Origin of the sequence: Nonomuraea dietziae (assembly GCF_014195505.1) — a bacterium.
Lineage (GTDB): Bacteria > Actinomycetota > Actinomycetes > Streptosporangiales > Streptosporangiaceae > Nonomuraea > Nonomuraea roseola.
In genome coordinates, this window is the sequence record NZ_JACIBV010000001.1 from 1,995,948 (window position 1) to 2,016,189 (window position 20,242).

18 protein-coding genes are annotated in these 20,242 nt (G+C 70.6%); 8 read left to right on the plus strand and 10 right to left on the minus strand.

The window, feature by feature from the left end:
- Positions 1 to 39: 39 nt before the first annotated feature.
- Positions 40 to 1,767: a serine/threonine-protein kinase gene (locus FHR33_RS09690; protein WP_312895441.1), complete on the plus strand. Its 1,728-nt coding sequence runs from the start codon at positions 40 to 42 to the stop codon at positions 1,765 to 1,767.
- 18 nt (positions 1,768 to 1,785) lie between these two features.
- Here the strand turns inward: FHR33_RS09690 and FHR33_RS09695 are convergent, their stop codons facing one another.
- Positions 1,786 to 2,214, minus strand: coding sequence for a MarR family winged helix-turn-helix transcriptional regulator (locus FHR33_RS09695; RefSeq protein WP_221241034.1), 429 nt, complete (start codon positions 2,212 to 2,214; stop codon positions 1,786 to 1,788).
- A gap of 54 nt (positions 2,215 to 2,268) precedes the next feature.
- On the opposite strand from FHR33_RS09695, the gene FHR33_RS09700 reads away from it, so the two are divergent.
- Positions 2,269 to 2,658: a PPOX class F420-dependent oxidoreductase gene (locus FHR33_RS09700; protein ID WP_183645623.1), complete on the plus strand. Its 390-nt coding sequence runs from the start codon at positions 2,269 to 2,271 to the stop codon at positions 2,656 to 2,658.
- Positions 2,659 to 2,662: 4 nt separating this feature from the next.
- Here the strand turns inward: FHR33_RS09700 and FHR33_RS09705 are convergent, their stop codons facing one another.
- The 3 genes from FHR33_RS09705 to FHR33_RS09715 are packed head-to-tail and all read right to left on the minus strand — an operon-like array spanning position 2,663 to position 6,105.
- On the minus strand, positions 2,663 to 3,541 hold the full coding sequence (locus FHR33_RS09705; RefSeq protein ID WP_183645624.1) for an adenosine kinase: 879 nt from the start codon (positions 3,539 to 3,541) through the stop codon (positions 2,663 to 2,665).
- A gap of 22 nt (positions 3,542 to 3,563) precedes the next feature.
- On the minus strand, positions 3,564 to 4,589 hold the full coding sequence (locus FHR33_RS09710; RefSeq protein WP_183645625.1) for a LacI family DNA-binding transcriptional regulator: 1,026 nt from the start codon (positions 4,587 to 4,589) through the stop codon (positions 3,564 to 3,566).
- A gap of 10 nt (positions 4,590 to 4,599) precedes the next feature.
- On the minus strand, positions 4,600 to 6,105 hold the full coding sequence (locus tag FHR33_RS09715) for a glycoside hydrolase family 13 protein (RefSeq protein ID WP_183645626.1): 1,506 nt from the start codon (positions 6,103 to 6,105) through the stop codon (positions 4,600 to 4,602).
- A gap of 380 nt (positions 6,106 to 6,485) precedes the next feature.
- Between FHR33_RS09715 and FHR33_RS09720 the strand changes: the two genes are divergently transcribed.
- Positions 6,486 to 7,769: an ABC transporter ATP-binding protein gene (locus FHR33_RS09720; RefSeq protein WP_183645627.1), complete on the plus strand. Its 1,284-nt coding sequence runs from the start codon at positions 6,486 to 6,488 to the stop codon at positions 7,767 to 7,769.
- Between the two features lie 100 nt (positions 7,770 to 7,869).
- Here the strand turns inward: FHR33_RS09720 and FHR33_RS09725 are convergent, their stop codons facing one another.
- A complete protein-coding gene (locus tag FHR33_RS09725) occupies positions 7,870 to 8,490 on the minus strand; it encodes an ACT domain-containing protein (RefSeq protein ID WP_183645628.1) in 621 nt (206 codons plus the stop codon).
- A 184-nt stretch (positions 8,491 to 8,674) separates the two neighbouring features.
- Here FHR33_RS09725 and FHR33_RS09730 point away from each other — a divergent pair, with 184 nt between their 5' ends.
- From FHR33_RS09730 to FHR33_RS51675, 3 genes are read left to right on the plus strand one after another with little or no spacing between them, the layout of a single operon-like run.
- A complete protein-coding gene (locus tag FHR33_RS09730; protein WP_183645629.1) occupies positions 8,675 to 9,835 on the plus strand; it encodes a thiolase family protein in 1,161 nt (386 codons plus the stop codon).
- Positions 9,832 to 10,107, plus strand: a complete 276-nt coding sequence (locus tag FHR33_RS09735) for an SDR family NAD(P)-dependent oxidoreductase (RefSeq protein WP_183645630.1) — start codon at positions 9,832 to 9,834, stop codon at positions 10,105 to 10,107. Before FHR33_RS09730 ends, FHR33_RS09735 begins: the two co-directional genes overlap by 4 nt.
- 4 nt (positions 10,108 to 10,111) lie before the next feature.
- Entirely contained in the window at positions 10,112 to 10,246 is a 135-nt protein-coding gene (locus FHR33_RS51675; protein WP_281388152.1) for a hypothetical protein, read from the plus strand.
- A gap of 41 nt (positions 10,247 to 10,287) precedes the next feature.
- On the opposite strand, the gene FHR33_RS09740 is transcribed toward FHR33_RS51675, so the two are convergent.
- From FHR33_RS09740 to FHR33_RS09760, 5 genes are read right to left on the minus strand one after another with little or no spacing between them, the layout of a single operon-like run.
- On the minus strand, positions 10,288 to 11,529 hold the full coding sequence (locus tag FHR33_RS09740; protein WP_183645631.1) for a right-handed parallel beta-helix repeat-containing protein: 1,242 nt from the start codon (positions 11,527 to 11,529) through the stop codon (positions 10,288 to 10,290).
- 57 nt (positions 11,530 to 11,586) lie between these two features.
- Positions 11,587 to 13,374 (minus strand): glycoside hydrolase family 13 protein, encoded by a 1,788-nt coding sequence (locus FHR33_RS09745; RefSeq protein ID WP_183645632.1) that lies wholly within the window; start codon positions 13,372 to 13,374, stop codon positions 11,587 to 11,589.
- Positions 13,375 to 13,383: 9 nt separating this feature from the next.
- Positions 13,384 to 14,223, minus strand: a complete 840-nt coding sequence (locus tag FHR33_RS09750; protein WP_183645633.1) for a sugar ABC transporter permease — start codon at positions 14,221 to 14,223, stop codon at positions 13,384 to 13,386.
- Complete coding sequence (locus FHR33_RS09755; RefSeq protein WP_183645634.1) at positions 14,220 to 15,788, minus strand: ABC transporter permease subunit; 1,569 nt, start codon at positions 15,786 to 15,788, stop codon at positions 14,220 to 14,222. The genes FHR33_RS09750 and FHR33_RS09755 overlap by 4 nt, the downstream gene beginning before the upstream one ends.
- Before the next feature lie 3 nt (positions 15,789 to 15,791).
- Positions 15,792 to 17,075 (minus strand): sugar ABC transporter substrate-binding protein, encoded by a 1,284-nt coding sequence (locus FHR33_RS09760; RefSeq protein ID WP_183645635.1) that lies wholly within the window; start codon positions 17,073 to 17,075, stop codon positions 15,792 to 15,794.
- Between the two features lie 278 nt (positions 17,076 to 17,353).
- Here FHR33_RS09760 and FHR33_RS09765 point away from each other — a divergent pair, with 278 nt between their 5' ends.
- Entirely contained in the window at positions 17,354 to 18,844 is a 1,491-nt protein-coding gene (locus FHR33_RS09765; protein WP_183645636.1) for a glycoside hydrolase family 13 protein, read from the plus strand.
- Between the two features lie 93 nt (positions 18,845 to 18,937).
- Positions 18,938 to 20,239 (plus strand): sensor histidine kinase, encoded by a 1,302-nt coding sequence (locus FHR33_RS50020; protein ID WP_312895442.1) that lies wholly within the window; start codon positions 18,938 to 18,940, stop codon positions 20,237 to 20,239.
- Positions 20,240 to 20,242 lie beyond the last annotated feature (3 nt).

Here is a 20,242-nt window from a genome sequence, read left to right on the forward strand (position 1 = left end):
TTGGGACGGCGGGATCACGAAGGCGAGGGGGCAGCGACGGTGGGATCGCCGCTGACCTCTGACGACCCCGCCGCGATCGGGCCCTATCGGCTCGAGAGCCGCCTGGGCTCGGGCGGCATGGGCACGGTCTACCTCGCGACGGCCCCCGACGGGGCCAAGGTCGCGGTGAAGGCGATCAGGCGCGACTTCGCCGCCGACCCCGTCTACCGGGCGCGCTTTCACGAAGAGGTGTCCAACGCCAGGCGGGTGGCCTCCTTCTGCACCGCCCGCGTGCTCGACCACGGCGACGACGGCGGCATGCTCTACCTGGTCACCGAGTACATCGACGGCGTCTCGCTCGAGGACCACCTCATCGAGCACGGCGCGCTGCAGCCCTCGGTGCTGCACTCGGCCGCCGTGGGCGTGGCCGCGGCGCTCACCGCGATCCACGCCGCCGGCCTGGTCCACCGCGACCTCAAGCCGGCCAACGTGATGCTCACGCTCGCAGGGCCCAGGGTGATCGACTTCGGCCTGGCGCGTTCCACGCAGGTGGGCTCGCGGCACACCAACGTGGGCCTGGTGATGGGCACTCCCGGCTGGATCGCGCCCGAGCAGGTCTTCGAGGGGCGCACCAGCCCCGCCGCCGACGTGTTCGCCTGGGGCTCGCTGATCGCCTACGCGGGGCTCGGCGGCCATCCCTTCGGCTCGGGTGACGCCTACGTGATGGCGGCGCGCGCCCGGACCGCCCCTCCCGACCTGCGCGGGCTGCCCGCACCGCTGGACCGGCTGGTCGCGGCCGCCATCCACCCCGACCCCTCACGGCGTCCCCAGGCGCGCGAGCTGCTGCTGGAGCTGGTGGGCGCGCCCGACGTGGCAGGGGCCCAGCTGGCCGCCACCCGTCACCTCACCGACTCGTGGAACCCCGCCGACCTCGGTGTACGGCAGCCGCCGCCCGGGCAGGGCTGGTCGCCTCCGCCCGGCAGGCAACGGCCGCCCTCGCGGCAGGCCGCTCCCCCGCCCCCCTCGCGGCAGGCTCCACCCCCTCCGCCCGCCGAGACGACGATCCCGCCCAGGCAGGGGCCGTTCGTGCCGCCCGCCGAGACCACCGTCCCGCCGAGGCCCGGCCCGTTCGTGCCGCCCGCCGAGATGACGATCCCGCCGACGGCCACCAGGCGGGGTCCTGTGCCGCACGGCGCGAACCCGGCCGAGACGACCGGGGGCGGGCCGATGCCCTATCACGCCACCGGTCAGGGCCCGCTGCCGCAGCGCCCGCCGTACCAGATGACCGGGCAGGGGCCGCTGCCGCCCCGGCCCGCGCGCAGGGGCGGGGTGCTGAGCGGATGCCTGGTCGCCGCCGCCGTCGTGGTGGTCCTGGTGCTGCTGCTGATCGCCGCGGTCGCGTGGATCTTCAAGCCGCCCGCCATCGGGGCCGAGGGTCCCGTGCAGGACGGCAAGCTCCGCTTCACCGTCACGGGGCACAAGTGCGCGAAGGCCGCGCAGGCCGCCAAGGTGCGCACGTGCAGGGTGTCGCTGAAGGTCAGCAACATCGGCCAGGAGGGCCGGGTGCTCTACCCCGGCCAGCAGAAGCTGCTCGACAACGACGACATGAGGCACAGCGCCGCCAAGCTGCTCGACAGGGCGGGCAAGGAGATCCAGCCGATCAGGATCGGGCCGGGCGAGTCGTTCACCGGCGGGCTGGTCTTCGAGCTTCCCAAGGAGGCCGATCCCGCAGGGGTGGAACTGCACGACTCGGGCCTGAGCAGGGGCATCAAGGTCGTTCTCGGCTGAGGGGCGGGGCCGGCCGGCTCAGCCCGACACCGCGCGGCCGAAGCGGGCCAGCAGCTCGCGTAGTTGGTCGCGTTCGGGCGGCGTGAAGGCCTTCTCGATCCTGCGCTCGATCTCCACGGCGGCCGCGTCGGCGACCTCCAGCGCCTGCCTGCCCTGCTCGGTGAGGTGCGTCTCGAGCATCTGGCGGTGCCAGGCGTGCGGGCGGCGCTCGATCAGGCCACGCTCGAGCAGGTTCTTCAGCACGACGTTCGAGGCCTGCGGCGTGACCAGGCACTGCCTGGCGAGGGCGGCGTTGGAGATACCAGGGTTGCCCGCCAGGACGAGCAGCGCCGCGTACTGCGGCACGGTGAGGCCCGCCCGCTTCACGGCCGCGTGCTTGGCGGCCATGAGCAGCTGTTCGGCGCGCTTCACGTCGAGCCCGAGTCGTTCCTCGGCAGGCATTCCCATGCCAGAACCATACAGGCGTGGACAACCATCAAAGCTTTGATAGTGTCCTCGGCCATGAGCGTGATTCCCGACAGCCATGTCGATCTGCTGACCCGCCCGCTGTTCGCCCACCTGGCGACGCTGATGCCCGACGGCACCCCGCAGGTGACGCCCGTCTGGACGATCTGGGACGGCGAGTTCCTCCGCTTCACCACGACCACGGACCGGCAGAAGGGCAGGAACGCCGCCGAGCGGCCCTCGATCTCGCTGTCGATCAACGACCCCGAGGCCCCCTACCGGTACCTGGAGGTGCGCGGCGTGGTCGAGCGCGTCGAGCCCGACCCCGGGGGCGACTTCTTCGACGTCCTGGCCAGGCGGTACGGGCTGGACTACGAGGCGCCCGTGGGCGACGCCGAGCGGCGCGTGACGCTGGTGATGCGCCCCCTGCGCTGCACCAGCCAGTAGGGCCTCAGCTCGAGGCGGCGCGGGCCATCAGGACCTGCTCGGTGATGGGGTTCTCGTGGGTGCCTTCGGAGACGCAGGCGTGGGCCCCCGCGATCGAGCCGAGGCGGACGCATTCCTGCACGGGCTCGCCGCGCAGCAGGCCGTACAGGAAGCCGGAGACGAAGGCGTCGCCGGCGCCGTTGGAGTCGACGACCGGCCCCGGCAGCGGCGCGGCGGGGAAGGCGCGCACGTCCGCGTCGCGGGTGAGCACCAGGCAGCCGCGCGGCCCGTCGGTGCACACCACGGTGTGGGCGCGCCCGTTCGCGAGGATGTGCCGCATCGTCGCGGCGGGGTCGGCCAGCGCCGTGGCCGACAGGAAGACCAGGCCGGAGCGGTAGGCGAAGTCCTTGTGGTAGTCGGAGGAGCCGTCCCAGTCGTGCAGGTCGGTGGAGGTCGGCACGTCGTCGGGCAGGTCGGCGTAGACGTGCCGGGAGAAGTCGGTGATCGAGACGTGCACGTGGCGGGCGGGCCGCAGGTACAGCTCGCGGGGCAGCACCTCGCCCAGCACGCCCCTGGGGTCGAACAGGGAGGTCCTGCGGCCGTCGGGGCCCACCAACAGGACGCTGCGGCGGGTGCCCGCGGCCGAAGGGGCCCACACGAAGTCGACGCCCTTGGCGGCCAGGTGCTCCCTGATCAGCCTGCCCTGCGGGTCGTCGCCGATGAGGTCGGCGAAGCGGGTCCGCAGGCCGAGCGCGGTGCAGCCCAGCGCCACGCCCGAGCCCGTGTTGCCGATGCGGTCGACGACAGGGGGGACGGCGTAGGTGTCGGCGTAGGGCAGGGGCAGTTCGGGCACGTAGACAGTGCTGTCGACCCCCGCGCCGCCGATGACCAGCACGTCGTACATTCGTCGTCTCCTGGAGGTTCGGTCAGCGGTTGACGAGGGGCCCGGAGCCGGTGGAGCCGCGCACCACGAGCTCGGGCTGGAAGATGAGCTCGACGCGCCGCGCCTGCGCCCCGTTGACCTCTTCGAGCAGCGTGGCGACGGCCGCCGAGGCCATGGCGCCGATCGGCTTGCGGACCGTGGTCAGCGGCGGGTCGGTGAAGGCGATCAGCGGCGAGTCGTCGAAGCCGACCACCGACACGTCGCCTGGCACTGCCAGCCCGCGCTCCCTGCAGGCCCTGATGGCGCCGAGCGCCATCAGGTCGCTGGCGCAGACGATGCCGGTGCACCCCTTGGCCAGCAGCTGCGCCGCGGCCGCCTGGCCGCCCTCGACGGAGAAGAGGGAGTGCGCGACCAGGTCGCCGGCATCGCCTGCCCCCAGCAGCTGCGTCATCGCCTGCTGGTAGCCCTCGATCTTCCTGATCACCGGCACGAACCTGCGGGGGCCCGTGGCCAGCCCGATGCGCTCGTGCCCGAGATCGACAAGGTGCTGGACGGCCAGGCGCGAGGCCAGCCTGTCGTCGGGCGAGATGAAGGGCGCGTCGATGTCGTCGTTGTAGCCGTCGACCAGCACGATCGGCAGGCCGCGGTCGATCAGCCTGGTGTAGCGGTCCATCCGCGCGGTGGTGTCGGCGTGCAGGCCCGAGACGAAGACGATGCCGCTGACGCCCCTGTCGACCAGCAGCTCGGTGAACTCGTCCTCGGGCGCGCCCCCCGGCATCTGCGTGCACAGGACCGGCGTGTAGCCGTTGTGGGTCAGCGCCTTCTCGATGGCCTGCGCGAAGGCGGGGAAGATCGGGTTGTCCAGCTCGGGTGTCACCAGCCCGATCAGCCCGTTGCTGCGCTGGCGCAGCCGCTGCGGCCGTTCGTAGCCCATGAGGTCGAGCGCGGTCATCACGGCCTGCCTGGTGGCCGAGGAGACTCCCGGCTTGCCGTTGAGCACCCGGCTGACCGTGGCCTCGCTCACCCCTGCGTGGGCGGCGATGTCGGAGAGTCGGGCGTGACCGTTCATGATGGACACTTTACGCAACCTTGGCTCTCCACCACGTGGCGGAGTCGGGAGCGAGCGTGCCGGGCTCGACCGGCCCGCTCGACAGGACGGGCTCGCCGGGAGCGGGGAAGGCGATCTCCGAGCCGGTGAGGTTGACCGTGCAGACGAAGCCGTCGTCGCGGCTGAAGACCAGCGTGCCTTCCGGTGAGTCGGACCAGCGCAGCTCGCCCGACACGGTACGGCGCAGCCGCAGCGCCTCGCGGTAGAGGGAGAGCATCGAGCCGGCCTCGCCGGTCTGCGCCTCGACGCTCAGCGGGCCCCATCCGGCCGGCATGGGCAGCCACGGGCTGCTCCAGCCGTACCCCTCGGCCGAGGTCCAGGGCATGGGCACCCTGCAGCCGTCGCGGCCGCTGTCGGGGTCGCGCAGCCGCTGGGGGTCGAGGCAGAACTCCTCCGGCAGGTCGAGCACCTCGGGCAGGCCGAGCTCCTCGCCGTTGTAGACGTAGGCCGAGCCGGGCAGCGCGAGCATGAGCAGGGCGGCCGCGCGGGCCCTCTCGACGCTGCCGAAGCGGGTGACGTGCCGCTTGACGTCGTGGTTCGACAGCACCCACGTGGAGGGGGCGCCGACGGAGGCGGCGGTCTCCAGCGACTCGGTGATCACGTGGCGCAGGGGGCCCGCCTCCCACCGCGTGCCCAGGTAGTGGAAGTTGAAGGCCTGGTGGAGCTCGTCGGGGCGCACGTAGCGGGCGAGCCGCTCAGGCGTGGGCGCCCACGCCTCCGCCACGCCGATGCGCTCGCCGGGGTAGGAGTCGAGGATCTTGCGCCAGGAGCGGTGGATCTCGTGGACGGCGTCGTTGTCGAAGTACGGCACGACGTCGCTGCCGATCATGCGGACCTGGTCGGCGTGGCCGATGTCGGGCAGCCCCTCGGGTTTGACCATGCCGTGCGCGACGTCGACGCGGAAGCCGTCGACGCCCAGGTCGAGCCAGAAGCGCAGGACCGACTCGAACTCGGCGCGCACCTCGGGGTGGTCCCAGTTGAGGTCGGGCTGGCTCGAGTCGAACAGGTGCAGGTACCACTGGCCGTCCTCGACCTGCGTCCAGGCCGACCCGCCGAAGATCGACTCCCAGTCGTTCGGCTGGTCGCGGAAGATGTAGCGGTCGCGGTTGACGCCGCGCAGCGCCTCCTGGAACCAGGGGTGGGCCGAGGAGGTGTGGTTGGGCACGATGTCCACGATCACCCTGATGCCCAGGCCGTGTGCCTCGTCGATGAGCGCCTTGGCGTCGCCGAGCGTGCCGAACAGCGGGTCGACGTCGCGGTAGTCGGCCACGTCGTAGCCGAAGTCGGCCATCGGCGAGGTGTAGAAGGGCGTGAGCCAGATCGCGTCGACGCCGAGGTCGGCCAGGTAGCCCAGCCGATCGCGGGCGCCGATCAGGTCGCCGACGCCGTCGCCGTTGCCGTCGGCGAAGCTGCGCACGTACACCTGGTAGATCACGGCGTCACGCCACCAGCGGGTGGCTGCCGAAGTATGGATCATGGAAAACGTGTCCCCCGAGATACAGGTCCCTCCTTGTGACGGAACCACCTCATATGAAAGAGCTTGCCGTAAGTTTACGCAAGCCTTTCCAAAGTGGGATTTTTCGCAATAAGAGGTGGCGAAGGGGCTTACGGCCACACCAAAACCTTGCTCAGCAGGGGCTCTGGGGAAGCGCACCGCGCGGGGCCCGAGACGTTGACCTTGAAACCGAAACACGACGGTTACTGAATTTTCATGTCAAGTCTGGACACACGGGGGAACACGCGATGTACTACCTCATCAATCAGCCCCGTCACAGGTGACGTCTCACGCCCGCCAAGCAGCGGTGACTCCCCCTAACGCGGGAGTCTGATGCGGATCTACAAGGGTGGAGCGGACCCATGAGCACCGTCGTCCTGGACAAGGTCACCAAGGTCTACCCCGGGGGATACCTGGCGGTCGACAGGTTGAGTCTGCGCGCCGAAGACGGGGAGTTCCTCGTGCTGCTCGGGCCCTCCGGCTGCGGCAAGTCGACACTGCTGCGCATGATCGCGGGCCTGGAGGAGGTCACCGACGGCGACCTGTGGCTCGACGGCGAGCTCGCCAACCACCTCGCGCCCCGCGACCGCGACGTCGCGATGGTGTTCCAGAACGGCGCGTTATATCCGCACCGCACGGTGCGCGGCAACATGGCCTTCCCGCTGGAGATCGCCAAGGCCGATCCCGCGCTGGTGAAGGAGCGCGTGACGGAGCTGTCGAAGGCCCTGCACATCGACGAGACCCTCGACCGCAGGCCCGGCACCCTGTCGGGCGGCCAGCGGCAGCGCGTGGCGATGGGCCGCGCCATCGTCCGTCAGCCGAAGATCTTCCTCATGGACGAGCCGCTGTCCAACCTCGACGCGGGCATGCGCACCGAGCTGCGCATGGAGATCTCCTCCCTGGTCCGCTCGCTCGGCGTCACCACCATCTACGTCACCCACGACCAGGTCGAGGCGCTCACCCTGGCCGACCGCATCGCCATCATGAACCGCGGCGTGCTCCAGGACGTCGGCACGCCAGGGCAGATCTACAACGACCCCGCGACCGCCTTCGTCGCCGCCTTCCTCAGCTCCCAGCAGCTCAACCTGCTGGCCGCCACCGTGCGCACTCCGCAGAACCAGTACGTGCTGCTCGACTTCGGCCCCCACCAGCTGGTGATCCCGTGGAGCGATCCCAGGGCCTACGCGATCTCGCAGCACACCGGCGGCCAGATCATCGTCGGCATCAGGCCCGACGGCCTCGCCCCCGTCCAGGAGTCCTACGAGGGGCCGAGCTTCTACGGCAGGGTCAGGGCGCTGGAGTACCACGGTCACGAGTGGCTGGCCTACGTGGAGTGCGGCGTGCCGGCGGTGGCCGTGCCCGAACCGCCCGACCCCCGCCAGAACGCCCACGGCAACGAGGGCGGAGGCGGCGGCCTACGCGCGATGGTGCGCAGGATGTTCGGCTCGGAGCCCGACGAGCACGCCCAGCAGGAGCAGGTCGGCCACAACCTGCGCGACGGCCACCACCGCAGGGCCGACCTGATCGTCAGGCTCGGCGTGCGGCCCGCGTGGCGCACGGGCGACGCGGCGAAGATCGGCGTGGACGTCACGCGCCTCATGCTCTTCAAGCTCGACGGCAGCCGCATCGACCCGCCCCGCCGCTGACCCCCGTCTCCGCCTCCACCTCTGCCACGGCCTCCGCCCTGGCCTCCGCCTTGACCTCCGCCAAGGTCTCCGCCAAGGTCCGCGGAGTCCCCCGCGTCCCTCAGTCGTTGACAGGCTCGAAGCGGGCGGCCATGCGGGAGACCACCTCCACGATGCGGGCCGCGCGGTCGAGTTCGGCGCGGTGGAACGGCGGGCCCTCGGAGCGGGCCACGACCAGGTTCATGGCCGTCCCCTTCACGGGCAGCAGCATCAGGCGGCGTTCGCCTGCCACGTGGACGGCCGGGCGGGGCGGCGGCGGCGCGGCCAGCTCGAAGACGGGCGGCGCGGCCAGGCTCGCGTGCCGTACGACTCCGTCGGCCAGCGCGAGCGCCCACTCTCCCCCGCACAGCCCGGGCAGCGCGTCCACCAGCGTGGCGAAGCCCCGCGCGGGATCGCCCGCCACGTGCATCAGGAGGTCGTAGTCGAGCGCCGAGCCCGGCACCTCCTTGGTCGGCCAGACCCCCTCGACCTTGACGCCCGGCACGGACGACAGACGCTCGTGGACCGCGGCCGGGGTGGTCGTGCCCGGCCACGAGACCGTGAAGTCGTCCACCGCCCTCCCTGCCTCCCGTTCGAGCACGGTGACCTGCAGGATGTCGGCGCCGAGCGCGCCTAGCACGCGCGCCACCTGGCCGAGTCCTCCAGGGCGGTCCGGCAGGGACACCCTCAGTCGCAGCAACATCGCATCTCCCCCTTTCAGGGCTCACACAGTGCCGCAGCGAGATTTCCAGGGCGTTTCTGGGCTATGTCCAGCATGCTGCCCATTTACCCGTTTTGTCGACACTGGACACCAAAGGGTTGGAAAACCGGACTCACTAGGGATAGTGTTCATCCAGTTTTCCAACTCACAACGGGACGGGGATGCGATGCGTGACGCCGTGATCGTGCAGGCCGTACGAACTCCCATCGGCAAGGGCAAGCCGCGGGGCGCCCTCGCCCATGTCCACCCTGTCGAGCTCCTCGCCCACACGTTGCGCGAACTGGTCGCCCGCAGCGGGATCGACCCCGCGCTCGTCGACGACGTGATCGGTGGCTGCGTCGACCAGGTGGGCGAGCAGGCGATGAACACCACCCGCTACGCCTGGCTGTCTGCGGGCTTCCCTGACGAGGTCCCCGCGGTGACGGTGGACAGGCAGTGCGGCTCCTCGCAGCAGGCCGTCCACTTCGCCGCTCAGGGCGTCATCTCGGGCGCCTACGACCTGGTCGTCGCCTGCGGCGTGGAGTCGATGAGCAGGGTGCCGATGTGGTCGAACGTGCCGCAGGGCGCCGACCCCTTCGGGCCCGGCGTCGCGGCCCGCTTCCCCGGGGGGCTGGTGCCGCAGGGCATCAGCGCGGAGCTGATCGCCGCCAAGTGGGGCCTGTCACGGGAGGCCATGGACGCCTTCTCGATGGGCTCGCACGTCAAGGCGGCCGCCGCCGACCTCTCCGAGGAGATCACGCCGATCGACGGCGTCGACAGGGACGAGTCGGTACGGCCGGGCACCACGATGGAGGTCCTGGCCGGGCTCAGGCCCGCCTTCACCGACCCTGGATACGCCGAGCGCTTCCCGCAGATCAACTGGTCGGTCACGGCGGGCAACGCCAGCCCCACCAACGACGGCGCCGCGGCCGTGCTGATCACCACCAGCGAGAACGCGGCCAGGCTCGGCCTGCGCCCGATGGCCAGGCTGCACTCCTTCGCCGTCACGGGCTCCGACCCGCTGCTCATGCTGACAGGGGTCATCCCCGCCACCGAGAAGGTCCTCAGGCGCGCCGGACTGGCGCTGTCCGACATCGACCTGTTCGAGGTCAACGAGGCGTTCGCGAGCGTGGTGCTGGCCTGGCTGCAGGAGACGGGCGCCGACCCTGCGAAGGTCAACGTGAACGGCGGCGCGATCGCGCTCGGCCACCCGCTCGGGGCCAGCGGCGCGCGCATCATGACCACGCTGGTCCACGCCATGCGTCAGCGCGGCGCCCGTTACGCGCTGCAGACGATGTGCGAGGCGGGCGGCCTGGCCAACGCCACCGTCCTGGAGTCCCTCCGATGAGGATCGAGGGCGCCGTCGCGCTCGTCACGGGGGCCAACCGAGGGCTCGGCGCGGCCTTCGCCCGCGCCCTGGTCGAGCGGGGCGCGAAGACGTCTACGCGGGCGTCCGCGACCCGTCCACGGTGCGGGATCCCGCCCTCTTCCCCCCTGCCGCTGGACGTCACCGATCCCGGCCAGGTGGCGGCGGCGGCCGAGCGGTGCGGGGACGTCGATCTGGTCATCAACAACGCAGGAGTGCTCGGCCAGGCCGAGCGGGAGATGGCGACCAACTAGGCGCGTGACCCAGCCCAAGGTGAGCCCCGCGCTCGTGGCGGCCATGACGCTGGCCGGCGTCGAGGCGGGCCTGACGGAGGTGCTGGTGGACGAGCCCAGCCGCGCGGCCAAGGCGGGGCTGTCAGCCGCGCCCGCCTGAGGAGGGCGCGGCTGAAGGTCGCGCTGAGCGGCGGCGGGGCGTCACTGCTGGTAGGCGCCGGCGTCGGGAGCGGCGCCGAGGGCCTTGCCGGTGAAGTCCTTGCCCAGCGCGGCGCCGCCGTACCAGGCGGGGCCGAGGGGCAGGCCCCTGTCGAGAGCCGGTGAGCCGGGGCTCAGGCGCAGGTCGGTGCGGGAGACGAAGCGCGGGTCGGCGATCACCGTCCTGGGGCCCGCCTTGAAGCGCTTGGAGCGCCCCTTGTAGACGCTTCCGCCCTCGTCGGCGCCCTTGCCGTCCTCCCAGCCCATCTCCCCGCCGACGACGATCACGTTGTTGCGCAGCTTGAGGATGTCGGGGGCGCACCCGTCGTGGCAGGACCAGCCGATGGTCCTCGAGCCCGGCAGGTAGACGGAGTTGTGCACCGCGACCGTGCCCTTGACGGGGCCGACGATGTGCCGCGAGCCGCGTGTCACCAGGAAGGAGCCGAGCTTGCGCGCGGAGGTCACCACGTTGAAGGCGAACACGTTGCCCGTCGCCGTCGTGCCCTTCTTCGCGCCGAGTTCGGTGAACGTGTGGTTGTCGCGGGAGAGGTTGTGCGTGACCCTGTTGCGGTCGCCGCTGAAGATCTCGACCGCGGCGCCGTCCAGGCCGTAGTCCTTGCTCGCGGCGGTGCTGCCGGTGATAGAGTTGCCGGTGATCAGGTTGTCGTCGCCGTTGACCAGCACGCCGAAGGCGCCCGAGTCGTTGTCGCCGCCTTCGTCGTTGACGCTCATCCTGTTGTTGCCGGTCAGCCAGCTGTTCCTGACGGTGTTGCGGGCTCCCTCGGGGGTGATGTGGACGCCCGCGATGTTACGGTCGGCCGCCACCCCGACGAGCTCGTTGCCGTCGCCCGAGATCTCGAACCCCGCCCACTGGCAGTTACTGGCCCGCAGCCCCGACACGCGCCAGTAGTTGCCGCTGATCACCACGCAGTGGGCGTCCTGGCCGCTGAGCTTCGGGGCTGCGCCCTTGCCGTACGGCTGGACCACGATCGGCCGGGCGGCGGTGCCCTTGGCGGACAGCTCCAGCGGACCGTTCCAGCTGCTGCCCCTCTTGAGGTTGACGGTGTCGCCCGGCTCCAGCGTCGCGGCGTTCAGCGTGGAAAGGCTCTTCCACGCCGTCGCCGCGCTGGTGCCCGCGGCCGAGTCGTCACCCGCCTTGGAGTCGACGTAGTACGTCGTACCTGCCGTTCCCTCCGCCAGGGGAAGTGCGGGAAACAGCAGAAGGGCCACGGCCAGCGACTTCATCGGGGCACCACTCATCTAGTTGAAAGGCGAATCGTCAGGGGCAATACCGTAGCGTGATCACGCCTCCACCGACAGACGCCAGATGCGCAGAGAGGGACCGTCACCCGGCAGCACGAGCGGCGACAGGTCGCCCGCGTTGTAGACGCCCCGAGCGGCGCCCGCCAGCGGCAGCTCGAGCGGCTCGCCCTGCGCCCTGCGGGCGCACACCAGCAGCGACTCCTCGGCCGTCTCCCGCAGGAACACCAGGCAGTCGGCGGAGGCGTGCAGCCAGCGAAGCCCGCCCCTGCGCAGCGCGGGCTCGGCCCTGCGCAGGCCGAGCAGCGCCCGGTAGGCGGCGTGGGTCGGCTCGTCGCGGTCCTGCGGCCTGTTCCACGGCATGGGAGTGCGTGAGTACTCACCGTTGGCGCCGGTCAGACCGAACTCACTGCCCGCGAACACCATCGGTGTGCCCGGCAGCGTGGCCTGCAGGCCGACCGCCACCTCGTGCAGTTCGCGTGAGCCCGTGACGGTGCGGATGCGGGGCGAGTCGTGGGAGTCGAGCAGCTGCCAGGAGTGGACCAGCGAGCGCCACGACATGTGCGCGGCGAACTCCCTGAAGGTCGCCACGGCAGCCTCGCCGTCGCGGCGCGGCACCCCGCCCGGCACGCCGAGGAAGTGCGTCAGCTCCAGGTCGTCGCCGCGCAGCCACGTCCAGACGGGGCGGGTGAAGCCGCCGTAGTTCATGGTGCCGTGCCAGCCGTTCCTGTCGAGGTCGGCGGAGGCGTCGTGGTTGTGCTCGGCGATGAAGGCCGCGCCCTCGGGGCGCAGCATGGCGGCCACCTCGTGGTTGCGGTCGTCGGCGCCCAGCCTGCCCGTCATGTTGGCCACGTCGACGCGCCAGCCGTCGAGCACGCCGAGCCATCTGCGCAGGACGGCGGGCATGCGCGTGCGGACCAGCTCGCTGGCCCAGTTGAGCTTGGGCAGCGTCTTGACGCCCCACCAGGACTCGTAGTCGCCGGTGTCGGGGTCGAAGTAGAACATCTCGCGCTCGGGGGCGTTGACGTCCGAGATGGCCGCGGTGAACCACTCGTGCGAGTCGCCTGTGTGGTTGGTCGTGATGTCGCCGAGCAACCTCATGCCGCGCGCGTGCAGCGCGTCGGACAGCCGGATGAGCGCCTCGTCGCCGCCGAGCAGCGGGTCGACATGGTCGAAGCTCGCGGCGTCGTAGCGGTGGTTGGAGCGCGAGGGGAAGAACGGCGTGAGGTAGACGGTGTCGGCGCCGAGCGCCTGGATGTGGTCGAGCCGCTCGGTGATGCCGTCGAGGTCGCCGCCGTAGAGCTGCTCGGGCGTGCCGGGGCCCTCCCCGATGACGGGGTCGCCGTCCCACGAGGCGGGCAGCGCCCACGAGGGAAGGTCCTTGCCGGGACGGGCGCTGGCGAACCTGTCGGGGAAGATCTGGTAGACGATCGCGTCGGCCATCCACTCCGGCGGCGCCTCATGGGAGACGAGCCTGAAGTCGGTGGAGTCGGTCACGTCGTGACCGGTGAGGCCCGAGGCGTTCAGCCACCGCTGGCCCCGGCCGGAGATCAGCAGGAACCGGTACGGCACGAGGGGGTTGACCGCCGTGATCGTCGCCTTCCACCAGGTGTCGCCCTCGCCGTACCCGCCGAGCCCCTTCCTCGAGGGGTCGGGGGCGGCCGCCGTGTAGCGCGGCTCGCCGTCGTAGACGGTGCGCACGTGCACCGCGTCCATGGCCAGGCCCTGCGGCACGCGCAGCCACACGCTCACCTCCTCGCCGAGGGAGGGGGCGAGCGTGGAGACGTAGAGGGACGAGCCGTCGTGATGCGGCTGGTCGAGGTAGTGCAAGAAAGGTCCTTACCCCTTGACCGCGCCCGCGGTCAGACCGGAAACGATGAACTTCTGCAACCAGAGGAACACACCCACTGTCGGGATCGCGGTAATGAGCGTGGCCGCGGCGAACATGCCGAAGTTGGCGTTGCGTCCGTCGCCGGCGATCATGCCGTACATGCCGACCGCGAGCGTCTTGCTCTCGGCGTCGCGCAGGAAGATGTTGGCCATCAGGAACTCGCTCATCGTGCCGATGAAGGCCAGCAGCGCGGTGACCGCCAGGATGGGCGTGACCAGCGGCATGATGATCTTCCAGAAGACCTGCGCGTGGGTGGCTCCGTCGACCGTGGCCGACTCGTCGAGCTCCTTGGGGATGGTGTCGAGGAAGCCCTTCATCAGCCAGGTGTTCACCCCGAGCGCGCCGCCCAGGTAGAGCAGCAGGATGCCCCAGGTGGTGTTGAAGCCGAACGCGGGGTACAGCTCGCTGACCCTGGTGAAGATCATGAAGATCGTCACGATGGCCAGGAACTGCGGGAACATCTGGATCAGCAGCAGCGCGAGCAGGCCGACGCGGCGGCCCGCGAAACGCATGCGGCTGAAGGCGTAGGCGGCGAACATCGACAGCAGCAGGCTCGCCGTGGAGGAGGCCAGCGCGATGAACACCGAGTTGAACACCCAGCGGCCGAAGGGGTAGATGTCGGAGGAGAACAGCTTCGCGACGTTGTCGAAGCTCGCCCCGTTGGGCACCAGGTCGGAGGAGGCGAGCGTGCCGAGCGGGTTGATGGCCGCCGAGACCACGAACAGGATGGGGAACAGCGCGAAGGCGCACACCAGCAGCACGAAGGCGTGCCTGAGAGCCAGCTTCATGCGTACACGTCCTCCTGCTTGCGGGTGCGCCTGAAGGTGATCGCCGAGATCGTCGCGACGATAGCGAAGATGAAGACCGACATCGTCGCGGCCAGCCCGAACTGCGCCGAGCCCGTGCCGAACGCCAGCCTGACGGTGTAGCTGATCAGCAGGTCGGTGCCGCCCACTGTCGGGCTCTCCGCGGGGAAGGGCCCTCCGTCGGTGGTCAGCGCGATCGCGTTGTAGTTGTTGAAGTTGAAGGCGAAGGAGGAGATCAGCAGCGGGGTGAGCGCCACCAGCAGCAGCGGCAGCGTCACCTTGCGGAAGGCGTACCACGGCGGCGCCCCGTCGATGGAGGCCGCCTCGGTCAGCTCGCGCGGGATCGCCTGCAGCGCGCCGGTGGTGACGAGGAACATGTAGGGGAAGCCCAGCCACGTGTTGACGAGGATGACGGCGAACTTGGCCGACAGCATCCCGCCCATCCAGTCGACGTCGAGCCCGAACAGCTGGTTGATCAGGCCGAAGTCGCGGTTGAACATGTCGCGCCAGACCAGCAGCATCGCGAAGGCCGGCATCGCGTACGGCAGGATCAGCGCGATCCTGTAGAACCTCGTGCCGCGCATCTTCGGGTGGTGCAGCGCCAGCGCCACGCCCATGCCGAGGGCGAAGGTGGTCAGCACCGACAGCACCGCGAAGACCATGTTCCAGGTGAACATGCCGAGGAAGTGGGCCGAGAGCGTCGGGTCGGTCAGCACGCGGATGAAGTTGGCGAAGCCGACGTTGACCTGCCAGCCCTGCGCCAGGTGCTCGCCCTTGGCGTTGACGAAGTAACCCTGCGACTCGTCGGCCTGCCAGCTGTCGCCGTCGCCCTTGACGCAGTCGCAGCCCGCGTCGTAGGTCAGCGCCGCCCTGCCCTCGACCGCCCTGCTCAGGCCGTTGGCCTTGATCAGGCCGCCCCGGGTCGGGACGGCCAGCTCGGCGATCTGATCGGCGCGGGCCGCGGCCTGCGGCGCCTTGAGCACCGTGTAGCCGGGCGCCTCCAGCACCTTGCCCGTCACGCCCAGCCTGGCTCCCTGGACGGCTGTCAGCCCGTCGGGCGAGCCCTCCTGCACCTGCTTGGTCTTCGGGTCGACCAGCAGGAAGACCAGGGTGTCGCCCTTGAGCGCGGCGCTCAGGCCGTACTCGGGCGAGCCGGGGGCCTGCCGTACCGACCCCGTCTCGATCGCCGAGATCGCGGCCGCCTTGTCGCCCCTGTGGCCGTCGCCGAAGTTGGTGAAGGCGGTGCTCACCGTGTAGATCACGGGGAAGACCTGGAAGGCGAGCAGGAAGACCGTGCCGGGCACGAGGTACTTGGCGGGCACGAAGCGGCGGGTCAGGTAGAGGTAGCCGATGCCCGCGCCGGCCAGCAGGAGCAGGGTCAGCGAGATCCACGACTCGGCCGCGACCAGCGGCGGCACGGCGTAGAGCAGGATGGCGGCGGCCACGGCCAGCACGGCGATCCTGCTCACCACGAAGGCGGTGGTCAGCTCGCGACGGGGCCGCGGAGGGGTCGTGACCTCCGCGGCCTCACGCACGTCCAGGGACATGGGCTAGTTCTTCAGCGAGCCGTCGATGGTCTTCTGCGCCGACTCGGCGGCCTTGACCGGGTCGCTGCCCTTGACGACGGCGGCCTCGGCGATGCCGAACGGCTCCCAGATGGCCGACATCTGGGGGATGGCCGGCATCGGGATGCCGCCCGCGCCCGCCTCGATGAACTTGCCGGCGTCGGGGTCGGCCGCCTTGACGGTGTCGAGGGCGGCGGTCAGGGCCGGAGGACGCGGGTCGGCGTCGTAGAGGGCCTTGGCGACGTCGGGGTTGGTCACGTAGTTGGTGACGAACTCCTGGGCGAGAGTCTTGCTGGCGCCCTTGGAGGCGACGAAGAAGGCCTGGACTCCCACGAACGGCGTGGCGGGCTTGCCGTCCTTGAAGGCGGGCACGGCGGTGACGTCGTAGGCGACACCGCTCTTCTTGACGTCGGCCATCGCCCACGGGCCGGAGACCAGGAAGGCGCACTTGCCGCCGGCGAAGGTGGGGATGCTGTTCTCGTTGGTGAGCGAGGTCTTCAGGGCCGCGTCGCCCTTCTCGCCGAGTTCGGCGAGCTTCTCGAAGGCGGCCTGCGACTCCTTGGAGCCGACCAGCACCTGCTTGGGGTCGGGGTCGCCGGCGGAGGTGGTGCCGAAGATGGCGCCACCCGCGGAGGAGAAGAGCGGGTAGACGTGGTAGGCGTCGCCCTTGGCGGTGACGGGGAGGCAGAGCACCTCCTTGACCTTGCCGGCCTTCTTCAGCTCCTTGCCCTTGGCGATCACGTCGTCGAAGGTGGCGGGGGCGTCGGGGGCGAGCTTGGTGTTGCGGATCAGCGCGACGTTCTCCATCGCGTACGGCGCGCCGTACACCTGGCCGTTGAAGGTGACGGCCTTGAGCGCGATCGGGGAGAAGGCGGCCTTCTGCTCCTCGGTCAGGTTGACCGGGTCGATGGCGCCGTTCTGCACCAGGTTGCCGATCCAGTCGTGGGCGCCGACCGTGATGTCGGGGCCGCTGCCCTGCTGGGAGGCGGTGAGGAAGGTCTGCTGGTTGTCCTTGCTGATCTCCTTCACCTCCACCGTGACACCGTTCTCGGTGCCGAACTGCTCGGCGAAGGGCTTGAGGGCCTTCGTGCGGTTGGGGTCGGCCCAGATCACGAGCTTGCCGCTGCCCTTGTCGGCGGTGGCCGAGGCGCCGGCCGAGGGCGCGGAGCTGCTCGGCGCGGCCGACGACGTCGGCGCAGAACCACCGCAAGCGGTGGCGCCGAACGCCACGGTGGCCGCTGCGGCCACGCCCAGTGCTCGGATGCGCATGGGACCCTCCTGAGGTCAAGCGGCGCGAGTGCGGCGCGCCACTGAAAGATCCAGAAATAGCCGCCTTTGCGGCTTATGTTTCGGGGACGTTAGCGACTCTTTGCAAGAATTGGAAGAACTTGCGTAAGAGAGTTACCTCACCGCTACCTGGCATGGGACCGCATGGAGGGGGCTTGGAGGGACCTTGACCCGCTTGCAAGTTTCCGTAACTTGCGCTTGACCATCTTCGCGCGGGATCCTCTCCGTGGACATCGTGGACATCGGGGAAGGACTGACCAATGCGTGGCAACGACGACTGGTGGCGCGACGCCGTCGTGTACCAGGTGTACCCCCGGAGCTTCGCCGACGGCAACGGCGACGGAACCGGCGATCTCATCGGGGTTCGCGAGCGCCTGGGCTACCTGTCCGAGCTGGGCGTCGACGCCATCTGGCTGAGCCCCTTCTACACCTCTCCGCTCAACGACGGCGGCTACGACGTGGCCGACTACCGCGACGTCGACCCGCGCTTCGGCACCCTGGCCGACTTCGACGCGATGATCGCCGACGCGCACGCGCGCGGCATCAGGGTGATCGTGGACATCGTGCCCAACCACACCTCCTCCGAGCACCCCTGGTTCAAGGAGGGCCTGCGCGACCGCTACATCTTCCGCGACCAGCCGAACGACTGGGAGTCGATCTTCGGAGGGCCGGCCTGGACACAGGTCGAGGACGGCCAGTGGTACCTGCACCTGTTCGACCCCACCCAGCCCGACCTCAACTGGGACGACCCCGCGGTCCGCGAGGAGTTCCGCGACATCCTGCGCTTCTGGCTCGACAGGGGCGTCGACGGGTTCAGGATCGACGTGGCGCACGGCATGGTCAAGGCGGAGGGCCTGCCCGACGTCGGCGACGACCTGCACGTGGAGATGCTCGGCCACGACAGCGTGCCGTACTTCGACCAGGACGGCGTGCACGAGATCTACCGCGAGTGGCGGCCCATCCTCGACTCCTACCAGGACGGCCGCATGGCGGTGGCCGAGGCGTGGGTCTCCTCCCCCGCCCGCCTGGCCCGCTACGTCGGCCCCGACGAACTGCACCAGGCCTTCAACTTCGAGTTCATGATGGCCGCCTACGGCGCCAAGTCCTTCCGCGACGTCATCGACAAGTCCCTGGCAGAGGCCGAGCTGGTCGGCGCGCCGACGACGTGGGTGCTGTCCAACCACGACAAGCCGCGCCACGTCACCCGCCACGGCGGGCTGGCCCGCGCCCGCGCGGCCACCCAGCTCATGCTGTCGCTGCCGGGCTCGGCCTACCTCTACAACGGCGAGGAGCTCGGCCTGCCCGAGGTACTCGACCTGCCCGACGAGCTGAGGCAGGACCCCGCCTTCCTGCGTTCGGGCGAGAGCCGCGACGGCTGCAGGGTGCCGCTGCCCTGGACCTGCTCGGACGGCTTCGGCTGGCACTCCCCCTGGCTGCCGATCCCCTCCACGTGGGGCCCGCTGAGCAGGGAGGCGCAGGAGGGCGACCCCGGCTCGACCCTGGCCTTCTACCGGGCCGCGCTGAAGCTGCGCAAGGAGCATCCGGCGCTCGGCGGCGGCGAGCTGACCTGGCTCGACTCGCCCAAGGACGTGCTGGCCTTCAGGCGCGAGCCCGGCCTGGTCGTGCTGGTCAACTTCGGCGAGACCCCCGTCGCCGGCCCCGGCGAGGTGCTGCTGTCCAGCGGCCCGCTCGCGGCCGACGGCTCGGTTCCTCCCGACACCGCGGTCTGGGCGAGCGCTGGGGAAGGATGACCTAATTTTTCCCTGATCGCGAGCTTTCGCGAAGGGGGTGGTGAGTAATCTCGGGGCGTGTCACGGATATGGGCGAGATCCCTCCGCGGACGGGTGACGCTCATCGCGACTGCCGTCGCGGCCATCGTGCTTGTCCCCACGGGGATCGGCGGCGCGGCGGTCACCAGGACCGTGGTGACCGCCAGCGTGTGGAAGGACACCAGGGACGCCGCCGCCGCGGTCACCCCAGACTTGCGCGAAGGCCGTTTCGTGTCGGGCCGGATCCCGGTGACCGTCGACGAGGTGGACCTCATCCAGGTCGTCACCCCCGACCGCAGGGTGATCGCCTCCAGCAGCGCCGCCGCCCTGCAACCGCCGCTCACCGACATCTGGCCCACGCCCGACGACCGGGCCGTCAGCACCATCAGTTGCAGTAACGGTGACTGCGTCCACCTCACCGCGATCAGGGTGTCCAGGGCGGCGGACTCGCCCGTGGTCTACGCGGCCAGGCCGACGCCGGGCGTGCTCGGCACCCGCGTCCTGGAGATCGCCATCGCCGCCCAGGTGGCGCTGGTGCTCGCCCTGGTGGCCTGGGTGACCTGGCTGGTCACGGGCCGCACGCTCAGCCCGGTGGCCGAGATGCGCAGCGAGCTCGACGCGGTCAACGCCACGGACCTGAGCAGGCGGGTGACCGTGCCCAAGGGCGAGGACGAGGTGGCGCAGCTGGCCAGGTCGGTCAACGGCACCCTGGCCCGGCTGGAGCGCTCGGCCGAGCAGCAGCGGCAGTTCGCCTCCGACGCCTCCCACGAGCTGCGCACCCCGATCGCGGGACTCAGGGCGCAGCTGGAGAGCGCACAGCTCTATCCGGAGGACACCGACCTCGAGAAGCTGCTGGACGGCGCGCTGAACGACACCGACCGGCTGGAGGCCATCGTCAGCGACCTGCTGCTTCTCGCGCGGATCGGCTCGCGGGTGGACGTGGTCAAGGAGCGGGTGGACCTGGCGCAGCTGGTGCGTGAAGGTCTTTCCGGCCGTCAGGACAGGATCCCCGTACGGTGCGACCTGGCCGAGGGCGCCTTCGTCGAGGGCGTCGTCGTGCAGTTGCGGCGGGTGATCGACAACCTGCTCGACAACGCCCAGCGGCACGCCGACGGCTCGGTCACGGTGTCGCTCCGCACCGAGGACGGCTCGGCCGTGCTCACCGTGCAGGACGACGGGACGGGCATCGCCCCCCAGGACAGGAACCGAATCTTCGAGCGCTTCACCAGGCTCGACGCGGCCCGCAGCAGGGACGCCGGGGGCACGGGGCTCGGCCTGGCGATCGCCAGAGAGGTGGCGGTCGCGCACCGAGGGGCCGTCTGCGTGGCAGACAGCCCCCGCGGCGCGCGCTTCGTGATGCGACTGCCGCTTGCCTGAGCG

Excerpts from the sequence above, each read along its gene's own strand:
- FHR33_RS09695 (WP_221241034.1), bottom strand. The coding sequence starts at position 2,214 with ATGGGAATGCCTGCCGAGGAACGACTCGGGCTCGACGTGAAGCGCGCC.
- FHR33_RS09700 (WP_183645623.1), top strand. The coding sequence starts at position 2,269 with ATGAGCGTGATTCCCGACAGCCATGTCGATCTGCTGACCCGCCCGCTG.
- FHR33_RS09705 (WP_183645624.1), bottom strand. The coding sequence starts at position 3,541 with ATGTACGACGTGCTGGTCATCGGCGGCGCGGGGGTCGACAGCACTGTC.
- FHR33_RS09710 (WP_183645625.1), bottom strand. The coding sequence starts at position 4,589 with ATGAACGGTCACGCCCGACTCTCCGACATCGCCGCCCACGCAGGGGTG.
- FHR33_RS09715 (WP_183645626.1), bottom strand. The coding sequence starts at position 6,105 with ATGATCCATACTTCGGCAGCCACCCGCTGGTGGCGTGACGCCGTGATC.
- FHR33_RS09720 (WP_183645627.1), top strand. The coding sequence starts at position 6,486 with ATGAGCACCGTCGTCCTGGACAAGGTCACCAAGGTCTACCCCGGGGGA.
- FHR33_RS09725 (WP_183645628.1), bottom strand. The coding sequence starts at position 8,490 with ATGTTGCTGCGACTGAGGGTGTCCCTGCCGGACCGCCCTGGAGGACTC.
- FHR33_RS09730 (WP_183645629.1), top strand. The coding sequence starts at position 8,675 with ATGCGTGACGCCGTGATCGTGCAGGCCGTACGAACTCCCATCGGCAAG.
- FHR33_RS09735 (WP_183645630.1), top strand. The coding sequence starts at position 9,832 with ATGAGGATCGAGGGCGCCGTCGCGCTCGTCACGGGGGCCAACCGAGGG.
- FHR33_RS09740 (WP_183645631.1), bottom strand. The coding sequence starts at position 11,529 with ATGAAGTCGCTGGCCGTGGCCCTTCTGCTGTTTCCCGCACTTCCCCTG.
- FHR33_RS09750 (WP_183645633.1), bottom strand. The coding sequence starts at position 14,223 with ATGAAGCTGGCTCTCAGGCACGCCTTCGTGCTGCTGGTGTGCGCCTTC.
- FHR33_RS09755 (WP_183645634.1), bottom strand. The coding sequence starts at position 15,788 with ATGTCCCTGGACGTGCGTGAGGCCGCGGAGGTCACGACCCCTCCGCGG.
- FHR33_RS09760 (WP_183645635.1), bottom strand. The coding sequence starts at position 17,075 with ATGCGCATCCGAGCACTGGGCGTGGCCGCAGCGGCCACCGTGGCGTTC.
- FHR33_RS09765 (WP_183645636.1), top strand. The coding sequence starts at position 17,354 with ATGCGTGGCAACGACGACTGGTGGCGCGACGCCGTCGTGTACCAGGTG.